Origin of the sequence: Streptomyces sp. NPDC048196, assembly GCF_040652715.1 — a bacterium.
In the GTDB taxonomy this organism is placed as follows: Bacteria; Actinomycetota; Actinomycetes; order Streptomycetales; family Streptomycetaceae; genus Streptomyces; species Streptomyces siderophoricus.
Window position 1 is genome coordinate 20,467 of record NZ_JBEZMM010000006.1, and the last position, 21,764, is coordinate 42,230.

The 21,764-nt window shown below is 75.0% G+C and carries 3 protein-coding genes; all 3 read right to left on the minus strand.

What is annotated here, in order from left to right; all coding sequences use genetic code 11:
• Positions 1 to 4: 4 nt before the first annotated feature.
• On the minus strand, positions 5 to 18,637 hold the full coding sequence (locus AB0E02_RS09435) for a non-ribosomal peptide synthase/polyketide synthase (RefSeq protein ID WP_362137402.1): 18,633 nt from the start codon (positions 18,635 to 18,637) through the stop codon (positions 5 to 7).
• Between the two features lie 145 nt (positions 18,638 to 18,782).
• On the minus strand, positions 18,783 to 20,132 hold the full coding sequence (locus tag AB0E02_RS09440; RefSeq protein ID WP_362137403.1) for a serine hydrolase domain-containing protein: 1,350 nt from the start codon (positions 20,130 to 20,132) through the stop codon (positions 18,783 to 18,785).
• A gap of 61 nt (positions 20,133 to 20,193) precedes the next feature.
• A complete protein-coding gene (locus tag AB0E02_RS09445) occupies positions 20,194 to 21,402 on the minus strand; it encodes a cytochrome P450 (RefSeq protein WP_362137404.1) in 1,209 nt (402 codons plus the stop codon).
• Positions 21,403 to 21,764 lie beyond the last annotated feature (362 nt).

Genomic DNA, 21,764 nt, shown 5'->3' on the forward strand with positions numbered 1-21,764 from the left:
GTCCTCACCGTTCGTCGGGGTCGTGGTCGCCGCGTGCGGCGTCTTCGAGTTCGCGCAGGACGTGCTCCTCCACCAGCTCCGCGAGGGCGGCGACGGTGCGGGAGGCCAGGACGTCCCGGGGGGTCAGGGCCACGCCGAAGGTCTCGTTGGCGCGGGCGGCGATGTTCAGGCTGCGCAGGGAGTCGCCGCCGAGGACGAAGAAGTCGTCCTCGACGCCCACGGCCGTTTCCAGGGTCTGGGCCCAGATCTCCGCGAGGACCTCCTCGGTGGGGGTGCGCGGGGCGGTGTGCGCGGCGGGCCCTTCGGGTTCCGGTTCCGGCGCGGGCAGGGCGGCGCGGTCGGTCTTGCCGTTCTCGGTGAGCGGGAAGCGCTCCAGGACGGCGAAGGCCGCGGGGACCATGTGGGCGGGCAGTGTACGCGCGGCGAAGGACCGTAGTTCCGGCCCGGTGGGGGTGTCGGCCCCGGGTGCGGCGAGCAGATGGGCCACCAGCCGCGGCTGTCCGGGCTCGTCCTCCCGCAGGGTCACCACGGCGTCCCGGACGGCGGGGTGGCGGGCGAGCGCGGCCTCGACCTCGCCCGCCTCGATGCGGTGGCCGCGCAGTTTGATCTGGTGGTCGGTGCGGCCGAGGTGGTGCAGGTCGCCGTGGGCGTCGCGCCGCACCAGGTCGCCGGTGCGGTACATGCGGGTGCCCGGCGGGCCGTAGGGGTCGGCGAGGAAGCGTGCGGCGGTCAGGCCGGGGCGGCCCAGGTAACCGCGGGCCAGGGAGGGGCCGCTGATCCACAGTTCGCCGGGGACGCCGTCGGCGACCGGCCGGAGCCGGGCGTCGAGGACGTAGACGCCGGTGGCGGGCAGCGGGCGGCCGATCGGGGGCGTGCCGCCGTCGGCCCGCAGCGGATCGGACCAGGTGGCGACGACGGTGGTCTCGGTGGGCCCGTAGGAGTTGATCAGCCGGTGGTGCGGGGCCCAGCGGGCGGCCGGTTCGGCGCCGCAGGTGTCCGCGCCGACGATCAGGGTGCGCAGGTCCGGCAGGGTGCCGGGGGTGTCCGGCGGCACGGTGGCGAGCGCGGCGGGCGGCAGCAGGGTGTGGGTGATGCGGGCGGTCCGCAGGACGTCGGCGAGTTGCGCGCCGAGCAGCGGGCCGGGCGGCGGTACCACCAGGCAGGCGCCGGCCGGCAGTGCCATGCACAGCTCCAGCACGGAGGCGTCGAAGCTGGGCGTGGCGAAGGCCAGTACCCGGTCCCCGGGCCGCACCTGGTAGTGCTCGGCCTCGGCGGCGGCGAAGCCGGCCAGTCCGCGGTGGGTGACGACGACGCCCTTGGGGGTGCCGGTGGAGCCGGAGGTGTAGATGACGTAGGCCGGGTCGTCGAGGTCGAGCAGGCGGGTGCGGTCGTGGTCGGTGGGGCGGTGGGACGGGGTGCCGTCCGGGCCGGCGGCCAGGAGGCCTTGGACGTCCGCGGCCCGCAGGGTGACGGTGGGTGCCGCGTCGCGCAGCATCAGGGCGATCCGCTCGTCGGGGTAGCCGGGGTCGACGGGCAGGTAGGCGGCGCCCGCCTTGGCGGTGGCCAGTTGGGCGACGACCATGTCGGCCGAGCGGGGCAGCACCAGCGCGACGAGGTCGTCGGGGCCGGTTCCGCGGGCGATCAGGTGGTGTGCGAGCCGGTTGGCGCGGCTCTCCAACTCGGCGTAGCTGAGCCGTAGTTCGGGCTCTTCCAAGGCGGGCCGGTCCGGCCACCGGTCCACCGCGGCCTCGACCAGCGCGGCCAGGGTGGCCGGCGGAACCGCGGCACCGTCCGGCCGGGCGGACCGTCCGGTCAGCCGGGCCCGCTCCTCCGGCGGCAGCACGTCGATCCCGTCCAGGGACGTCGCCGCCTCGGGCTCCGCGAGCGCGCCGAGGGTGTGCACGAGTTGTCCGGCCAGGGAACCGGCGGTGGTCTCGTCGAAGTACCGCGGGTCGTAGCCAAGTTCGACGGTCAGCCGGTCACCGGGCGAGACCACCACGGTCAGCGGGTAATTGGTGGCCTCCAGTGCGTGCAGATCGCGTATCCGCAGGCCGTGCGCGGTGGCGGCCGTGGTGGTGATCGGGTAGTTCTCGAAGACCACCAGGCTGTCGAACAACGGGGTCCCGGCGGCCAGTTCGCTCCAGTCGTGAAGGTCCGACAGTGCGACGTGTTCATATCCGCGGGCATCGGCCTGTGCGGCCTGGACGCCGCGCAGCCACTCTTCCGGGGGCGTGTCGCCGGTGACGTCGAGGCGTACCGGCAGGGTGGTGATGAACAGGCCCGGGATGGCGTCGGCGCCGGGCAGGCCGGCGGGCCGGCCGGAGACCGTCGAGCCGAAGCAGATGTCCCGTTCCCCGCTCCAGCGGGAGAGCAGCAGGCCCCAGGCGCCCTGGACGACGGTGTTGAGGGTGAGGTGGTGGCGCCGGGCGAAGTCCTGGAGGGCGGCGGTGTGTTCCTCGTCGAGGTGGAGTGACAGCCAGGTGCCGGAGCGGGTGGCGGCGCCGGGGGCCGGGCGCCGGTCGTAGGGCAGCGGGGTGGGGGCGGTGAGCCCGGCCAGCGCCCGGCGCCAGTGCGCCTCGGCCGGGGCCGGGTCCTGGGCGGCGAGCCAGGCGACGTGGTCCGCGAACGGTCTGCGGTCCGGCAGCCGGGGCTCGGTGCCGGCGGTGAGCGCGGCGTGGCAGGCGAAGACGTCGGCGAGCACCTGGAAGACGCTCCAGCCGTCGAGCAGGACGTGGTGGAAGGTCCATACGACCCGTACCTCGGCCGGGGCGAGCCGGATGAGGGTGAGCCGCAGCAGCGGCGCCCGGTCCAGGGCCATGCCGCGGGCCCGGTCCTCGGCGAGCAACCGTTCCAGCGCGGCCGCCCGCTCGACCGGTGGCAACTCGCTCCAGTCCAGCTCGGTCACCGGCAGGGTGACGGCGCGGTGCACGGCCTGCAGCGGGGCGGGCGCCTCGTGCAGCAGCACCGCGGTGCGCAGGACGGGGGTGCGGTCGACGACGTGTTGCCAGGCCGCGGCCAGCCGTCGCGGGTCGCGCACGCCGTCCACGACGAAGGTGGCCTGTTCGACGTAGAGGCCCTCCTCGGGGGCGTCGAGGCCGTGGAAGACCATGCCGGCCTGGGTGGGGGTCAGCGGGTAGAGGTCGGTGATGTCCCGGCCGTTGCCGGCCAGCCGGTCGACGGCGTCCTGGTCGAGGCGGGCCAGCGGGAAGTCGGAGGGCGTGCGGCCGCCGGCGCCCGGTTCGGCGCAGTGCCGGACGATGTCCCGCAGCTCGGCGGCCATCTCCTCGGCCAGCCGGGCCACGGTGGACCGCAGGTGCCGCTCGGTCGAGTACGACCAGGTGAACTCCAGCCGTTTGTCGGTGACCCGGCCGACCACGTCGATCAGCTGGGGCCGTTCGGCCGCCGGGTCCATGCCGCCCTCCAGCGGACCGTACGGCGCGTGCAGCAGGCCGTCGCCGGCAGAAGCGTGCCAGTCCTGCTGGCCGAGGTAGTTGAAGCCGATCTGCGGGGTGTCCGGGAGGTCCGGGGCCGAGGGGCCGCGCAGGTGGCGCAGGGCGCCGTGGCCGAGGCCGTGCCGGGGCAGTGCGCGCAGGCCCTCCTTCACCGACTTCAGTGCGGTGGCGAGCCCGGCCCCGGGCGGCACGTCCAGCGCGACGGGGAACATGGTGGTGAACCAGCCGACCGTGCGGGACAGGTCGACGTCGTCGAAGATCTCCTCACGGCCGTGGCCCTCCAGCCCGACCAGCACCCGGTCGTGCCCGGTCCAGCGGGCCAGTACGCGGCCCAGGGCGCACAGCAGGACGTCGTTGATCCGGGTCCGGTAGGCGTCGGGGACGTCCTGGAGCAGCCGGCGGGTCTCCTCGGCCTCCAGGCGGACGGTCACGCTGTCCTCGGAGGCGGCGGTGTTGCGGCCGGTGCGGTCGGTGGGCAGGGCGGCGGGCGCGTGCGCCCTCGTCCAGTACGGGAGTTCGTCGTCGAAGCCGCCGGCCGCGGTGTGGTCCCGGAGCCGCTGCGCCCAGTCGCGGAAGGAGGTCGTCCGGGGCCCGAGCCCGGCCGGGGCCCCGGCGCGCACCGCGCGGTAGGCGGTGTCGAGGTCCTCCAGCAGGATGCGCCAGGACACCGCGTCCACGACCAGGTGGTGGGCGGCCAGCAACAGCACCGGGCGGGCCTCCTCGTCGTCGGCCGGGCGGCACAGCACGGTCTTCAGCAGCGGCCCGTGGGCCAGGTCGAAGCCCGCGCAGAGCTCACCGGACAGGGCGCGCAGTGCCGCGGCCCGGTCCTTCGGGTCCCGGCCGGGCAGGTCGCGGACCTCCAGTGCGGGCGCCGCGCCGGGGGCTTCGGTGTGCTGCCGCCACCGGCCGTCGGCGGCCGGTTCGTAACGGGAGCGCAGCGCGTCGTGGTGTTCCAGCACCGCGGCCAGCGCGGTGCGCAGCGCGGCCTCGTCGGTGTCGGCGGCGAGTTCGTAGGAGAGCGACTGGGTGAAGTGCGCCGCGGTGCCGGGCAGGGTCTCGAACAGCCAGTGCTGGACGGGGGTGAGCGGCACCTCGCCCACCACCGGGCCGCGGTCGGTGGGGGTCGCCGGTGCCGGCAGTTGCCCGACGGCGGCGGCCAGGGCGGCGACGGTCTGGTGGACGAACAGGTGCCGGGGTGCCAGGTCGAGGCCGGCGCGGCGGGCCGCGGAGACGATCTGGATGCTGAGGATCGAGTCGCCGCCGAGGGTGAAGTAGTTGTCCTCCACGCCGACCGTCGCCACGCCCAGCACCTGGGCCCAGATGGCGGCCAGGGTCCGTTCGGTGTCGGTGCGCGGGGCCACGTGGCCGCCGGTGGGGGCGGTCCAGTCGGGGGCGGGCAGGGCGCGCCGGTCGAGCTTGCCGGTGGTGCCCAGCGGCAGCCGCTCCAGGGGGACGACGACCGCGGGGACGAGGTGGTCGGGCAGGCGCGCGGCGAGGAAGGCGCGGACCGCGACGGGGTCGGGGCGGGTCCCGCCCCGGCCGACGGCGTAGCCGATCAGGCGCTTGTGGCCGTCGGTCTCGACGACCCGCGCGGCGGCCTCGGCCACGTCGGGGTGGCGGGTCAGCGCGGCCTCGACCTCGCCGAGTTCGATCCGGAAGCCGCGCACCTTGACCTGGTCGTCGGTCCGTCCGAGGTACACCAACTGGCCGTCGGGGTCCCGGCGTACGAGGTCGCCGGTGCGGTACATCCGGGCACCCGCGGGGCCGTACGGGTCCGGGAGGAACCGGCGGGCGGTGAGGCCGGGACGGGCGAAGTAGCCGCGGGCCACGCCGGTGCCGGCGAGGTAGAGCTCGCCGGGTACGCCGACGGGTACCGGCCGGAGCCGGGCGTCGAGGACGTAGGCGCGGGCGCCGCCGACGGGACTGCCGATGGGCGGGGTGCGGTCCGGGTCGGCGGGGTCGCAGGTCCAGGCGGTGGCGTAGACGGTGGCCTCGGTGGGGCCGTAGATGTTGGCGACCGTGCAGCCGGGGACGGCCGCGCGGACGTCGCGGACGGTGCGGGCGGCGAGCCCTTCGCCGGCGAGGACCACGGTGTCCGCGGTGACGTGGACGGTGTCCTCGGCGAGCAGCCGGCCGAGGGCGGAGGGCACGGCGCTGAGCAGGCTCGCGGCCCAGGGCTCGGTGCGTTCGGCCAGCGCCAGCAGGTCCGGTACGAGGTCGATGCAGCCGCCGCAGAGCAGCGGGCAGAGCAGCTCGAAGACCGAGACGTCGAAGTTGAGCGAGGTCGAGGCGACGACGTGGGAGAGGCCCCGGCTGCCGAACGCGGTGGCCGCCCAGTCGGCCAGGGCCACCACCGAGCCGTGGGTGACGACCACGCCCTTGGGGCGGCCGGTGGAGCCCGAGGTGTGGATGACGTAGGCGGGGTGGGCGGGCAGCAGGGTGCCGGCCCGTTCGGCGTCGGCGGGGTCGGTGGCGGGCTGCTCCGCGAGGCGGCCGGCCAGGGCCGGGTCGTCCAGGGCGAGGCGGACGGTGGGCCCGTCGGGCAGGCGGGCGGCGAGGTCGGTGGTGGTCAGGAGGATGTCCGGGCGGACGTCGTCGAAGAGGAAGGAGATCCGCTCGGCCGGGTACGCCGGGTCGACCGGCAGGTAGCCGGCGCCGCTCTTGAGGACGGCCAGCAGGGCCACGGGCAGGTCGGCGGTGCGCGGCAGGGCGAGGGCGACGAACCGCTCCGGGCCGGCGCCGGAGGCGATCAGCAGCCGCGCCAACCGGTTGGCCCGGGCGTTGAGTTCGCGGTAGGTGAGGCGTGCGGTGCCGGCCAGTACGGCCGGGGCGTCGGGGGTGCGGGCCGCCTGTTCCGCGAAGACCTCCGGCAGCACCCGCTGCGGCGGCGCGGCGGCCGTGGTGCCGGACCGGTCGAGGAGGCGCGCGCTCTGCTCCGCGGTGAGCAGCGGCAGGTCCGCGAGCCGACGCTCCGGGTCGGCGGCCATCTCGGTGAGCAGCACCCGCAGGCAGCCGCCGAGCCGCTCGACGGTGGCGGCGTCGAAGGCGGCCGGGTCGTAGTCCAGGGCGATGGTGAGGCGCTCGCCGGGGGCGACGACGACGCTGAGCGGGTAGCTGGTCGGCTCCAGCTCGCGTTGCTGGGCCACGCGCAGGCCGTGCCGGGCGAGGGCGTCACGGTCGAACGGATAGTTCTCGAAGACCACGATGCTGTCGAACAGGCCGACGCCGCCGGGGAGTTCGCTCCAGTTCTGCAGTTGGGCCAGGGAGACGAAGTCGTGCCGGCGGGACTCCGACTGGGCGGTCTGCACCTCGCGCAGCCAGTCCAGCAGCGGGCGGTCGGCGTCGATCCGCACCCGGGTCGGCAGGGTGTTGATGAACACGCCGACCATGGATTCCACGCCGGGCAGGTCGGCGGGCCGGCCGGAGACGGTGCTGCCGAAGACCACGTCGTCGGTGTTGCCGTAGCGGCCGAGCAGCAGGCCCCAGGCGCCCTGGAGCACGGTGTTCATGGTGAGGCCGGCCCGCTGCGCGGTCTCCCGCAGCCGTGCGGAGTCCGCCGCGTCCAGCGTGAGGTGCACGGTGTCCGAGGAGGCGCTGCGGTGGGCCTCCAACGGCGTGCGGTCGCGGGGCAGTTCGGTCGGCGCGGTGAAGCCGGCCAGGGTGCGGCGCCAGTACTGCTCGGCGTGGGTGTCGTCCTGTTCCGCCAGCCAGCGCAGATAGCCGGCGAACGGGGCCCGTGAGGGGACCTCGGGGCGGCGGCCGGCGGTGAGTGCGGCGTACCGCTCGAAGACCTCGTCGACGACCTGGGCCGCGCTCCAGCCGTCGAGCAGGATGTGGTGGAAGGTCCACACCAGGCGGACCTGGTCGGCGGAGAGCCTGATGAGTGTCAGCCGCATCAGGGGTGCGGTGGTGAGGTCGAGGCCGGCCGCCCGGTCCTCGGCGAGCAGGGTGGTCAGGGCCTCCTCGCACTGCTCGCTGCTCCGGCCGGTCCAGTCGTGGTGGGTGACGGGGACGGTGGCCCGGGCCTGGACGATCTGCAGCGGTTCGGGGGTCTCCTGCCACACCAGTCGGGTGCGGAGCATGGGGTTGGCGTCGGCGGTGTGCTGCCAGGCGGTGGCCAGCGCCGCGGGGTCGGTGACGCCGGTCAGCAGCAGCTGGACCTGGTTGAAGTAGGCGTCGGAGGACGGGTCCATCAGGCCGTGGAAGAGCATGCCGGCCTGCATCGGGGTCAGCGGGTAGATGTCCTCCACGGTGCGGCCGTCCGCCACGACCCGGTCCACTGCCGCCTGGTCGAGGCGGGCCAGCGGGAAGTCGGAGGGGGTGCGGCCGCCGGCGCCCGGTTCGGCGCAGTGCGCGATGAGCTCGGTCAGCGCGGTGCGCATGCCCTCGGCCAGGGCGGTGACCGTCTCCTCGTGGTGCACCCCGCGGCTGTAGTGCCAGGTGAGTTCCAGGCTGCCGTCCTCGACCCGGCCCACGACGTCGAGCAGGTGCGGCCGTACGGACTCGGGTGCGGCGGCGCCACCGAGTCCGCCGCGTACCGCGCGGATCAGCCCGCCGCCGTCGGCGGACCAGTCGAACCGGCCCAGGTAGTTGAAGCTGATCGGGGGCAGGGGCGCGGCGGTGCCCGCGGCGGTCGGCGCGAGGTGGCGCAGCGCGCCGTGGCCGAGGCCCCGGCCGGGGACGGCGCGCAGCTGCTCCTTGACCGCCTTGAGCGCCTCGGCCCAGCCGCCGGCCGGCACGTCGAGGGCGACCGGGAACAGGCTGGTGAACCAGCCGACCGTGCGGGACAGGTCGACGCCGTCGAAGAGGTGGTCCTCGCGGCCGTGGCCCTCCAGGCCGAGGGCGACGGTGCGGCGGCCGGTCCAGTCGGCCAGCACCCGGCCGAGTGCGGTGAGCAGGACGTCGTTGATCTGTGTGCGGTAGGCGCCGGGCACCTTGTGCAGCAGGTCGGCGGTGTCCCGCGGGTCCAGGCGGACGGTGACCGAGCGCAGGTCGGCGACGGTGTTGCCGCCGTCGGCATCGGCCGGCAGCGGGGCCGCGCAGTGCTCGGCCACCGCGTCCCAGTGGGCACTCTCGCCGCTGAATCCGCCGGCTTCGGTGTGGGCCCGCAGCCGCCGGGCCCACTCCTGTACGGAGGTGGTACGGGCGGGCAGGCGGACCGGCTCGCCGGTGCGTGCCTGGCGGTATGCGGTCTCCAGGTCCTCCATCAGGACCCGCCAGGAGACGCCGTCGACCACGAGGTGATGTGCCGTCAGAAACAGGCGTGTCGAGCCGAGTTGTTCGCCGACGAAGAGCCGGGCGGCGAGCAGCGGGCCGTCCGCGAGCCGGAAGCCGCCGTCGGCCTCGGCCATGGCCGCTTCGGCCTCTGCGGTGCATTCCTCGGCGGTGTGCCCGGTCAGGTGGTGGATCCGCAGCAGCTGCGGGTCCGGCGCGTCCGGGCCGGGGCAGTACTGGTGCCAGGTGCCGTCCGGACGCCGGTCGAAGCGGGCCCGCAGCGCGTCGTGGTGACGCCACAGCGCGTGCAGCGCCGTCTCCAGCGCCTGGGGGTCGGGGTCCTCGGCCAGGTCGATGACGACGGACTGGTTGAAGTACCCGGGGCGCTGCGGATCGGCGTCGAGGAACCAGTGCTGGATGGGGGTGAGGTCGACGTCCCCGTCGACCGGGCCGGTGCCGGTGACGGGCGCGGCGGAGCCGGTGGCGGCCGCCAGGGCCGCGACGGTCGGGTGCCGGAACACGTCCCGGGGCGTAAGGGTCAGGCCCGCCTTCCGGGCGCGCGAGACGACCTGGATGCTGAGGATCGAGTCGCCGCCCAGCGTGAAGAAGTTGTCGTGGACACCGACCCGTTCCACGCCGAGCAGGGTGCGCCAGATCCCGGCGAGGATCCGCTCGGTCCCGGTGCGGGGCGCCACGTGGTCCCCGGCACCGGCCGCGGACCGGTCGGGGGCCGGCAGCCGGCGGTGGTCGACCTTGCCGTTGGCGGTGAGCGGCAGTGCGTCCAGGGTGACGAACGCGGCCGGGACCATGTAGTCGGGCAGTTCGGCGGCGAGCGAGGCGCGCAGTTCGTCCGCCGGTGGCACGCTTGCGCCCGCGGCGGGCACCAGGTAGGCGACCAGCCGCTTGCGGCCGCCGTCCGCGGGGACGGCCACCACGGCCTCGGCGACGGCGTCGTGGCGGATGAGCCGGTCGGCGATCTCGGCCGGTTCGACGCGGAAGCCGCGGATCTTGATCTGGTCGTCGGCCCGTCCCACGAAGTGCAGTTCGCCGTCCGGGCTCCAGCGCACCAGGTCGCCGGTGCGGTACATCCGGCTGCCGGGCGGGCCGAAGGGGTCGGCAAGATAGCGCTCCGCGGTGGCGCCGGGCCGGCCGTGGTAGCCGCGGGCGAGTCCGGCCCCGGCGATGTACAGCTCGCCCGGGATGCCCGGCGGCTGGGGCTGCAGGGCGCCGTCGAGGACGTAGACCCGGGTGTTGTCCAGCGGGCGTCCGATGGGGAGGGTGGCGGGCAGCGGGTCGCCGGTCCGGAAGACCCGCCGGGTGGCGAAGGTCGTCGTCTCGGTGGGTCCGTAGCCGTCGACCACGGTGAGGTCGGGGCAGGCGGTGAGGACGCGGCGCACGGCCCCGCCCGGTACGGCCTCTCCCCCGGTCCACACCTCCCGCGCGCCGCGCAGGCAGCCGGGGTCCTCCTGGGCCAGCAGCCGGAACAGCCCGGCGGTCAGCCAGAGGCAGGTCACGCCCTGTTCGGTGATCGCCCGGCGGACCGTGGTGGCGTCCACGTCCGCGGGCGGCGCAAGGACGACCCGGCCGCCGCGCAGCAGCGGCACCCACAGCTCGTAGGTGGCGGCGTCGAAGGCCTGCGGGGAGTGCAGCAGGACCCGGTCGTGTCCGGCGAAGGCACGGTCCGCGGCGAGCGCCACGACGTCCCGGTGGCGCACCGCGACGCCCTTGGGCCGCCCGGTGGACCCGGAGGTGAACATCAGCTGGAGCACATGGTCCGGGTGGACCGCTGGTGCGGGCGCACCGGCAGGGGCGGGGTCGGCCGACTCGCCGGTCACCAGCAGGGTGCGCCCGCCGGGTGCCACCGCCCCGGCGGTGTCCTGCCAGGCGGTGTCGGTGAGCACCAGGTCCGCGGTGCTCTCCGCCAGCACCTGCCGCAGCCGCTGCTCGGGCGCGCGGCCGTCCAGCGGGACGTACACGCCGCCGGTCCGGGCGAGCGCCAGCTGGGCGACGACCAGAGCGGCCGAGCGGTCCATGAGGACGGCGACGGGGCGCTCGGGACGGACCCGGTGGGCGGTCAGCCGCTGGGCCAACTGCTCGGCGCGATCGTCTAGTTGGCGGTAACTCAGGAGCTCGTCGCCGGTGTCCAGGGCGGGGGCGTCGGGGGTGCGCCGGACCTGGGCGGCGAACAGTCCGGCGACGGTGTCCGCGGGGAGCGCGGTGGCGGTGTCGTTCCACTCCTCCAGCACCTGCCGGCGGCGGGCGGCGCCGAGGACCGGCAGCCGCGCGGGCGGGCGCTCGGCGTCGGCGGCCATCTCCGCCAGCAGCACGGTGAGGTACTCGGCCATCCGCTCGACCGTGGCGACGTCGAAGAGCTCGGGGTCGTAGCCGAGCCGCAGGGCCATTTCGGGGCCGGGGTAGGCGACGAGGCTGAGGGGGTAGTTGGTGGTCTCGATGCCGTCGAGCCCGGTCAGCCGCAGGCCGTGCGCGGCGGCGAGGTCGTCGCCCACGGGATAGTTCTCGAACACCACGATGCTGTCGAACAGCCTGGTCCGCTCGGAGAGTTCGGTGAGGGCCTTGAGCCGGGCGAGCGGTACGTGGTCGAAGCGCCGGTCGTCGGTCTGGATCTCCTGCACCCGGCGCAGCCAGTCCCGCACGGTGCCGTCGGCGGGGACCGTCAGCCGGGTCGGTACGGTCGCGATGAACAGGCCGTTCATCGCCTCGACGCCGGGCAGCTCGGGCGGCCGGCCGGAGACGGTGGTGCCGAAGACGACGTCCGGCCGGCCGGTCTGGCGGGCCAGCAGCAGCGCCCAGGCGCCCTGGACGAGGGTGTTGACGGTCAGGCCGGCGCTGCGGGCCAGGTCGTCCAGGCGGCGGGAGGTGGCGGCGGGCAGGGTGACCCGTACCGCCGCGGAGGACTCCGCGCGGTGGGTCTCGGTGGGTTCGCGGTCGTAGGGCAGCGCGGTGGGTTCGCCGAGCCCGGCGAGGCGGTCCCGCCAGTGCCGTTCGGCCTCGGTACGGTCGCGGTCGCGCAGCCAGGCGACGTAGTCGCGGAACGGCCGGCGGGCCGGCAGACCGGTGTCCGTGGCGGTGCCGTCGTCGCCGGTGGCCGGGTCGCGCAGCAGCGCGTGGCAGCGGAAGACGTCGGACAGCACCTGGAACAGGCTCCAGCCGTCGAGTATCAGGTGGTGGAAGGACCACACGACCTGCACTTCGGTGGCGGACAGCCGGGCCAGGGTGAGGCGTTGCAGCGGGGCGGTGTCCAGGTCGATGCCGCGCCGCCGGTCCCGGTCCGTGAGGTCCCGCAGCCGCTGCTGCCGTTCGCCGTCCGTGAGGCCGCGCCAGTCCAGGTGGGTGACCGGCACCTCGGCGCGGTGTGCGACGACGAACAGCGGCTCGGACACGTCGTGCCAGACGACGTGGCCGCGCAGCACCGTGGTCCGGTCGGTCACCCGCTGCCAGGCCGCGGCCAGCGCCTGCGGGTCGGGCACGCCGTCGAGCACGAAGGTGAGCTGCTGGTGGTAGACGCTCTGGTCGTCCTGGGACAGCCGGTGGAAGAGCATGCCGGCCTGGGTGGGGGTGAGCGGGTGGATGTCCTCGACGGTCCCGCCGGGTCCCACCAGCCGGTCCACGGTGGGCTGGTCGAGGTCGGCCAGTGGGAAGTCGGACGGGGTGCGCCCGCCGGCCCCGGGCCGGGCGCCGTGCCGGGCGATCTCCTCCAGCGCCCCGGCGAACCGCCCGGCGAGGTCGGCGACGGTCTCCTCGTGGTGCAGGTTCGCCGAGTAGAACCAGGTGAACTCCAGGGCGTCACCGTCGAGTTGGCCGACGACTTCCAGTGCGTGCGGCCGGGCCGCGGCCGGGTCGGCGTCCAGCGACAGTCCGCGGTGCAGGCCGCGGTAGAGGCCGCCCTCGCCGCCGGGCAGGCCGAACTGGCCCAGGTAGTTGAAGCTGAGGCCGGCGGCCGGTGTGTCGGGCAGGCCGGCCGTGCCGCGCAGATGGCGGTGGACGCCGTGGCCGAGGCCGCGGCGGGGCACCGCGCGCAGCTGTTCCTTGACGGACTTGAGCACGGTGCCCCAGTCCGCGTCCGGCGCCACGGTCAGGGCGACCGGGTAGCGGGTGGTGAACCAGCCGACCGTACGGCTGAGGTCGACGTCCTCGAAGAGCTCCTCGCGGCCGTGGCCCTCCAGGTCCACCGGGGTCCGGTCGCGGCCGGTCCAGTCGCGCAGCGCCCGTCCCAGCGCGCTCAGCAGCACGTCGTTGACCTGGGTGCGGTAGGCGGCGGGGAGGGTGTGCAGCAGGACGGCGGTGGTCTTCGGGGTGAGGCGGACGGTCACCGAGCGGGCCGAGGCGTAGGTGTTGGGGCCGTCGAGGTCGGTCGGCAGCGTGGGGTCGCAGCCGGCGGCCAGGTCCGTCCAGTAGCCGGCCTCGTCGTCGAATCCGCCGGAGTGCGCGTGGTCGGTCAGCCGTCGCGCCCAGTGGCGCAGCGGGGTGGACTTGGGCGGCAGGGCGGTGGGCTCGCCCTTGCGGCGGGCCCGGTAGGCCTGGTCCAGGTCCGCCAGCAGCAGCCGCCAGGAGACGCCGTCGACGACCAGGTGGTGCACGGTGAGGTGGAGGACGGCGGGACGGTGGTCCCCGCGGTCGTGCAGTACGGCGCGCAGCAGCGGGCCGCGGGCGAGATCGAACGGGCCCAGGTGAGGTGCGTCGTCCTCGGGCCCGGTGTGCCGGTGCAGGACGAGGTGGGGCGGCTCGGCGTCGATGTGCTGCCGCCACCGGTCCTCGTGGTCGCGGTCGAAGCGCGAGCGGAGCGCGTCGTGGTGGCCGACCACGTCCCGCAACGCCTGCTGCAGCGCCAACGGGTCGTGGTCGTCGGGGAGTTCGACGGACAGCGTCTGCCCGAAGTGGCCGGCCCGCTCGGCGTCGCCCTCGAAGAGCCAGTGCTGGATCGGGGTGAGCGGGGCGTCGCCGGTGGCGGCCTCGTCGGCACGGCCCGGCTGGACGGGGCGGTCGGCGGCGTCCAGGCACTGGGCGAGCGCGCCGACCGTCTGGTGCCGGTAGACGTCGCGCGAGGTCACGGCCAGGCCGGCCTGCCGGGCCTGGGCGACCACCTGGATGCTGAGGATCGAGTCGCCGCCCAGCGTGAAGAAGTTGTCGTCGACGCCCACCCGTTCCACCCGCAGCACCTCGGCCCAGACCGCGGCCAGCGCCCGCTCGGTGGCGGTGCGCGGCGCCACGTAGTCGGTCGTGGCCTCGGCGGACCAGTCCGGGGCGGGCAGCCGGTCGCGGTCCAGCTTGCCGTTGGGGTTGAGCGGCATCGCCGGCAGGACGACTACCGCGGCGGGCACCATGTAGTCGGGCAGCCGGCGGCCGAGCGCGCGGCGGATCGCGTCCGGGTCGGCCCGGGTTCCGGGCGCCGCGACGACATAGCCGATCAGCCGCTTGTGGCCGTCGCCCTCCCGGGTGGTGGCCGCGGCCTCGGCGACGTTGTCGCAGGCCAGCAGCGCCTCCTCGACCTCGCCCAGCTCGATCCGGAAGCCCCGCACCTTGACCTGGTGGTCGGCCCGGCCCAGGTACTCCAGCTCGCCGTCGGCGGTCCACCGCGCCAGGTCGCCGGTGCGGTACATCCGGCTGCCCGGCCCGGCGAACGGGTCGGCGACGAACCGGGCGGCGGTGAGGCCGGGCCGCCGGAGGTAGCCCCGGGCCAGCCCGCCGCCCCCGAGGTACAACTCACCTGTCACGCCCGGGGGTTGGGGTCGCAGCCGGGCGTCGAGGACGTAGGCGCGGGTCCGGGCGACCGGCCGGCCGATCGGCGGGGCCTGCTCGGGGGTGCCGTCGCCGGCGAACCACGCCGTGGCGTACACCGTGGCCTCGGTCGGGCCGTAGATGTTGGCGATCTCGCAGGCCGGCATGGTCCGGCGGATCTCCCGTACGGTCTGCGCGGGCAGCGCCTCGCCGGCCAGGACCACGGTGCCGGCCCGCACGGCGGCGTCCCGGGTGAGCATCCGGGACAGCACCGAGGGCACGCCGCTGATCAGCCCGGCCTGCCGCGGAGCGCCCTCGGACGGCCCGTCGGCGAGGGCCGGCAGGTCGGGCACCACGTCGATGCTGCCGCCGGAGAGCAGCGGGCAGAGCAGTTCGAAGACCGATACGTCGAAGTTGAGCGAGGTGGAGGCCACCACGTGCGCCAGCCGCTGCGGGCCGAACCGCTCCCCCGCCCAGGCCGCCAGGTCCGCCACGCTGCGGTGGGTGACCAGCACGCCCTTGGGCCGGCCGGTCGAGCCGGAGGTGTAGATGACGTAGGCGGGGTGGCCGGGGTCCAGCGGCCGGACCCGTTCGGCGTCGGTCAGGTCGTGCGCGGGGCAGGCGGCGAGCGCGTCGGCGGTGCCGGGCTCGTCCAGTACGAGTGCCTCGGTGCCCTCGGGCAGGCAGCCGGCCGTCCCGCGGGTGGTGAGGACCACGGCCGGGCGGGCGTCGGCGAGCATGAAGCGGATGCGGTCGGCCGGGTAGCCGGGGTCGACCGGGAGGTAGCCGGCGCCCGCCTTGAGCACCGCCCACAGGACGGTGACCAGGTCGGCCGAGCGCGGCAGGGCCAGCGCCACCAGGGACTCGGGGCCGGCTCCACGCGCGGCCAGCAGCCGGGCCAGCCGGTTGGCGCGCCGGTTCACCTCGGCGTAGCTGAGCGTGGTCTCCCCGCAGACCACGGCGGTGCGGTCGGGGGTACGGGCGGTCTGCTCCTCGAAGAGCGCCGGCAGCGTCGTCTCGCGGCCGGGCGCCTGCGGGGTGTTCCAGGCGTCGAGCATGGTGCGCCGCTCGTCGTCGGTGAGCAGCGGCAGTTCGGCGACGGTCCGGTGCGGGCCGTCGGCCATGCCCTCCAGCAGGAGGTGCAGATGGCGGGCCAGCCGGGCCACGGTCGGGGCGTCGAAGAGGTCGGTGTTGTACTCGACGGTCAGCCCGAACGACCCGTCGCCGCGCGGCAGGAACTCCAGCACCAGGTCGAAACGGGCGGCCGGGCGCGGCAGTGGGTGCTCGTCGATCCGGACGCCGCCGGCCCGCCCGGGAGGCACCATGGCGGTCTGCTGGACGACGAGGACCTGTACCAGCGGCGTGCGGCTGGGGTCGCGGGGCGGCGCGAGCTCCTCGACGACCCGGTCGAAGGGCACCCCGTCGTGGGCGAAGGCGTCCAGCAGCGTCGCACGCATGGTGTCCAGGAAGCGGTCGACGGTGGTGGTGCCGTCGACGTCGCTGCGCAGCACCACGGTGTTGACGAAGAAACCGGCCACCTCCTCCAGTTCCCGGCGGTCGCGGCCGTTGGTGACGGTGCCGAAGACGATGTCCCGCTGGCCGGTGTAGCGGGAGAACAGCACCGCGGCCGCTCCGGAAAACAGGGTGAACAGGGTGGTGCCCTTGGCCCGGGCGAGCCGGGACAGGCGGTCGGTGAGGTCGGCGGGCAGCTCGTGCCGGTGGGCGGCACCCGCCGTGGTGCGCACCGGCGGCCGGGGCCGGTCGGCGGGCAGGTCGAGCTGCGGCAGACCGGCCAGCTGCCGCTTCCAGTACGCGAGGTCGTCGGCCTGCCGCTCCGGGGCCGGCCGCCCCTGCTCCCAGAGCGCGAAGTCCGGGTACTGCAGGGCCGGTTGGGGCAGACCATCGGGCGTTCCCTCGGTCTCCGCGGCGTAGAGCGCGGCCAGTTCGCGGACCAGGAGGCCGACCGACCAGCCGTCGGTGACGATGTGGTGCTGGGCCAGGAGCAGCAGGTGCTCGTCCTCGTCCAGCCGGATGAGCAGGGCCCGGGTCAGCGGTCCCTGCTCCAGGTCGTAGGCGCGCTGCAGTTCCTCGGTGAGCAGGCGCTCGGTCTCCTCGGGGCGCCGGGCGGCCGGCAGGGTGCGCAGGTCGGCGGTGCGCAGCGGCAGGGAGGCGGGGCCGTCGATCCGCTGCACCACGCGCCCGTCGACCGTCGTGAAGGTGGTGCGCAGCGCGTCGTGACGGGCGGCGAGCCGGTCCAGGGTGCGGCCGAGTGCACCGGTGTCCAGCGGGCCGTGCAGCCGTAACCCCACGCCGGTGTGGTATTCGGTGCCGCCCGGGGTGAGGTCGTCGAGGAACCACAGGCGCTGCTGGGCGCGGGAGAGCGGCAGCGGGCCGGTGCGCGGGGCCGCGGTGACCGGTCCCGACGGGTCGTGGGCGTCCGCCGCGTCGAGGAGGGCGGCCAGCCCGGCCACCGTCCGGGCGGTGAACAGGTCGCGGACGGTCAGCCGGACGGCCCGTTCGTCCCGGATGCGGGACAGCACGCGTACGGCCACCACGGAGTCGCCCCCGAGGGCGAAGAAGTCGTCGTCGGCACCTACGGGTTGGACGCCCAGGACGTCGGACCAGATGCCGGCGACGGTCCGCTCGGCGGGCGTGCGGGGCGGGGTGTGGCCGGTGCCGTGGAGCGGGCCGGGCGCGGGCAGGGCGCGCCGGTCGACCTTGTGGTGCGCGGTGAGCGGGAGGGCGTCGAGGACGACGACGGCGGACGGAACCATATGGGCCGGCAGGGTGCGGGCGACCGCGGTCCGCAGCGTCCCGGGCCGCGGGGGCCTCGCCGGGTCGCCGGACGTGACGTAGCCGACCAGCCGCTGCCGTCCGGGCTCGTCCTCGCGCACCACGACGACGGCCTCGCCGACACCGTCCTGATGCGCCAACGCCGCCTCGATCTCGCCGAGTTCGACGCGGAAGCCGCGGATCTTGACCTGGTGGTCGGTCCGCCCGAGGAACTCCAGCTCACCGTCGGGGTTCCGGCGCGCCAGGTCGCCGGTGCGGTAGAGCCTGCTGCCGGCCGGCCCGTACGGATCGGCGACGAAGCGCGCGGCGGTCAGGCCCGGGCGGCCGAGGTAGCCGCGGGCCACTCCCTCGCCGCCGATGTACAGCTCGCCGGCGGTCCCGCCGGGCACCGGCCGCATCGCCTCATCGAGCAGGTGGACCTGGGTGCGGGGGAGCGGCCGGCCGATCGGCGGGGTGCCGGCGCCGACGGCCAGCGGCCCGGTCCAGGAGGCGACCACCGTGGCCTCGGTGGGGCCGTAGGAGTTGATCAGCCGGCGGCCCGCCGCCCAGCGGTCGGCCAGGTCGGCCGGGCAGGCCTCGGCCCCCACGATCAGGGTGCGCAGATCCGGCAGCGGATTGCCGTCCGCCGGGCCGGGCAGCGTGCCGAGCGCCGCGGGCGGGATCAGCGCATGGCTGATCCGGTGGTCCCGCAGCACCTCGGCGAGTTCGTCACCCAGCCACGGACCGTCCGGCGGGATGACCAGAGTCGCGCCCGACAGCAGGGAGATGCACAGCTCCAGGACGGAGGCGTCGAAGCTGGGCGAGGAGAACTGCAGCACCCGGTCGCCCGGTTCGACGGCGTATCGTTCCTGCGCCGCGGCGGTGAAGGCACCCAGCCCGGTGTGGGACACCACCACACCCTTGGGCACGCCGGTCGAGCCGGAGGTGTAGATGACGTAGGCCGGGTGACCGGGGCGCAGCGGGGCGGGCCGGTCGGTGTCCTGCGGGGCGTGGTCCGGGCCGTTCGCACGCCGGATCCGGGCCGGGTCGTCGAGGACCACCGCCGGTGCGGCGTCGGACAGCAGCAGTTCCCGGCGTTCGGTGGGGTACGCCGGGTCGACCGGCAGGAAAGCCCCGCCGGCCTTGGCCACCGCGAGTTCCGCCACGATCAGTTCGACCGAGCGCGGCAGCACCAGCGCCACCGTGCGCTCCGGGCCCACCCCCTGCGCGATCAGCTCGTGCGCGAGGCGGTTGGCCCAGGCGTCGGCCTCCCGGTAGGACCAGCTCCGCCGGCCGTCCGTCACGGCGGGCGCCTCGGGGGTGCGGGCCACCCACGCCGCGAACAGCTCGCCGAGCGGGGAGCGCGGCACCGGACGGACCGGGTCGGCCCCGGGGACCTGCAAAACGGTCCGGTCCTGCGCCGGCGCGGACACGGGTACGGAGTGCTGGGGCTGGTCCGTCATGGAGGTCAGTCCTTCGAGGCGGGGACGGAAAGGGTGCAGCGGTGCGCCGAGCGGCCCGGGTGAGCGGTCCCGGACGAGTGGGGGGTGCGACGGGCGGTCCGGCGCACGAAGGGGGAGGCGCGCGGAGCCGCCGGGCTGGGAGCGGTCAGCCGAGGTCGGTGCGGCGGGCCATCCGGCCGGAGATCTGGAGCCGGTCGATCGCGCCGGTGTCCGGATCGCGCAGGAAGCGTCCGCCGGGCAGCCGGCGGCCGGTGGCGGGGTCCACCAGGTCGCAGCTCAGGTCCGGGTGGCAGACCAGCGGGGCGGGGCTGTCGCCGTTGACGGACAGGGTCAGGGAGCCCCGTTCGCCGGCCGTGACGCGGTAGTCGACGGTGCCGTTGCGGTACGTCCCGGCGCACTGGGGAAGTGCGCGGACGGGGGTGCCGTCGCGCGGACCGGGGGCGGGCGGGACGCTCACGCCGGCGATCCGGTCGAGGTCGTCGGCCAGTTCGTGCCACAGGGCGGTGCCGCTGTTGGCGTTGCTGGTGAAGGCGACGACATCGCCGCTGTCCGGTTCGGCCCGCAGGAAGCAGGAGGTGCCCTGGGCGTTGCCGTCGTGACCGCACCACTGCGGCCCGCCGTCCTGGAACAGCGCCAGACCCAGGCCCCAGGCATCCGCGAGCACCCCGGGGTGGGCGCCGGGGGCGGGCCGGCGCATCTCTTCGGCGTCCTCTTCCGTGAGCACCGTACGGGGGCCGTCACCGGTCAACGCCCGCCCCAGTGCGACCAGATCGAACGCACTGGCCAGCAGCGCGCCGGCCGGTGCCTCCACCGGTGCCAGGGTCTGCTGCACCGGGCGTACGCGACCGGTGAGGGCGTTCGCGGAATGGCCGCGCGCCACCGGTCTGACCGGTGCGGGGCCGGAGAGGAAGGCCGGGGCGGTGCCCAGGGGTTCGAGCAGGAAGGCCCGCACGGCCTCCTGCCAGGACATGCCGGTCACCTCTTCGATCAGCCGCCCGGCGGCGACGTATCCGGCGTTGGAGTAGGAGAAGCCGCTGCCGGGCGGGCACACCGTGTCGGTGGCGTGGCCGGACAGATAGCGGGCCGGGGTCAGCGCCGCCGCGTCGTCGGAGTCGGGTCCGGTCGGGAGCCCGGCGGTGTGGCTGAGCAGCTGCCGCACGGTCATCCGCGGCAACCGCGCCAGCTCCGGTACGTACGTGCCGACGGGATCGGTCAGCGACAGGTCGCCGTCGGCGACGAGCAGCATGACCACGGCCGCGGTGTAGACCTTGGTGACGGACCCCAGCGGCACGGCGGTGCCGTTGCCCATCGGCTCCTCGGTGGTGACGTCCGCGACACCGGCGTGCACCGCGTACGTCAACCCGCCCGTATGCACCGCGAGTTGGGCTCCCGGCACCTGGTGGGCGCGGGCGAGGGTCTCCAGACGCTCTTGTAAGAGGCGTCGTATCTGCGTCGGCTGCCTGGTGGTGACCGGAGCAGGCGTGGCGTAGGGCATGAGAAGGGAACTCCCGTAATCGGGGACGGAGGAGGGGGTGTCGCGCGGGCCCGCGGGCGGGCTATCGCCGCTGCACCTCCACCGGCAGTCGGCGCACGCTGACGATGACGGCCGGATTCTGCAGCTCGACCTCGTCGCGACAAGGGATCGCCAGAGCGGAGAAACGATCCATCAGCTGCCGCAGCGCGATCCGGGCCTCCAGCCTGGCCAGGGGGGCACCGAAACAGAAGTGGATGCCGTGCCCGAACGTCAGGTGGGGGTTGGGGCTGCGGGTCACGTCGAAGACGTCGGGATCGGCGAACCGGTCGGGATCGCGGTTGGCGGTGGCCAGGTTCGCCATCACCACGGAGTTCGCGGGGATGGCATGGCCGGCGAGCTCGACCTCACGGGTGGTGCGGCGGCCCAGTTCGGGGAAGGGCGGGAGCCAGCGCAGCACCTCCTCGATGGCGTCCGGCAGCCGACCGGGCTCGGCCCGCAGCAGTGCGGCGGCCTCGGGGTACCGGTCGAAGCTCACCACGGCGTTCCCCAGCAGGGCGGTCGTGGTGATGTGCCCGGCCACCAGCAGCAGGGCCACGAACCCGACGATCTCCTGGTCCGCCAGCCGGGTGCCGTTCACCTCGGCCGCCAGCAGCCGGCCGATCAACCCGTCGCCCGGGTCCTTCCGTTGCTGCCGGATGTGTTCCAGGAAGTAGCCGTTCATCTCGCGGACGGTCGGCGCGATGGCGTCCAGCGCCTGCTCCACGTCGGCCATGTCCAGCGCTTCGCCGATGCCGTCCCCGGCGAAGAGGGTGGTCGCCCAGTCCTGGAACATCCCGCGGTCGCTGACCGGTACGCCCAGCAGCTCGGCGATCACGATGATCGGCAGCGGGTAGGCCAGCGCGTCCGCCAGGTCGAACCGGTCGCGGTCCGCCACGGCGTCCAGCAGTTCCCCGGTGATGGCCTCGATCCTCGGCTCCAGCCCGGCCACCACGCGCGGGGTGAACGCCTGGCTGACCAGGGTGCGCAGGGTGCGGTGCGCCGGCGGGTCCATCCCGACGAAGTTGCCCCGGCGGAAGGTCTCGAAGTCCTCCTGGGTCGGGACCAGGCCCGAGAAATCGGAGGAGTACGTCGCCGGGTCGGCGAGCACGGCGGTCACCCCGCGGTGATCCGCCACCTGCCACAGCTTCTGGTCCTCGTCGTACCGGACCGGACCGGCCGCCCGCCGCGCTCTCCACCGGTCGACGAGCGCGTCGAAGGCGAAGGGTGCCTGTCTCACCTGCTCACCGGTCACCGCTTCTCCCTGAAGGCCGCACGGAAACGGGGGGCGGGGCGGGAAAGGGTGCGTTTGCCGCGCGCGGGCGGCGCCCCTATCGGCCGGCAGCCGGGTATGCCGCCGGATAAGCACCTTTCCGCACGGCATGAGGAAGTCGAGGGACTCACTGTCACCAACTCCAGATCCTGTCGCTGCTGCCGAGTTGTGGTTATGCATGCGCTCCGCGCCGTGCCGCCCATGGCGAAATGACCGCAGCCGGAACGGCGGTAGCGGTATTCACGATGTCACCGGCGCCACCGGCCGAATGGCGCACCGTACGCGCCCGTCAGCGCCCCGGCCCGGTGGCCGACGGGTTTATGCGGATGTGCGGGTCGGGCGGT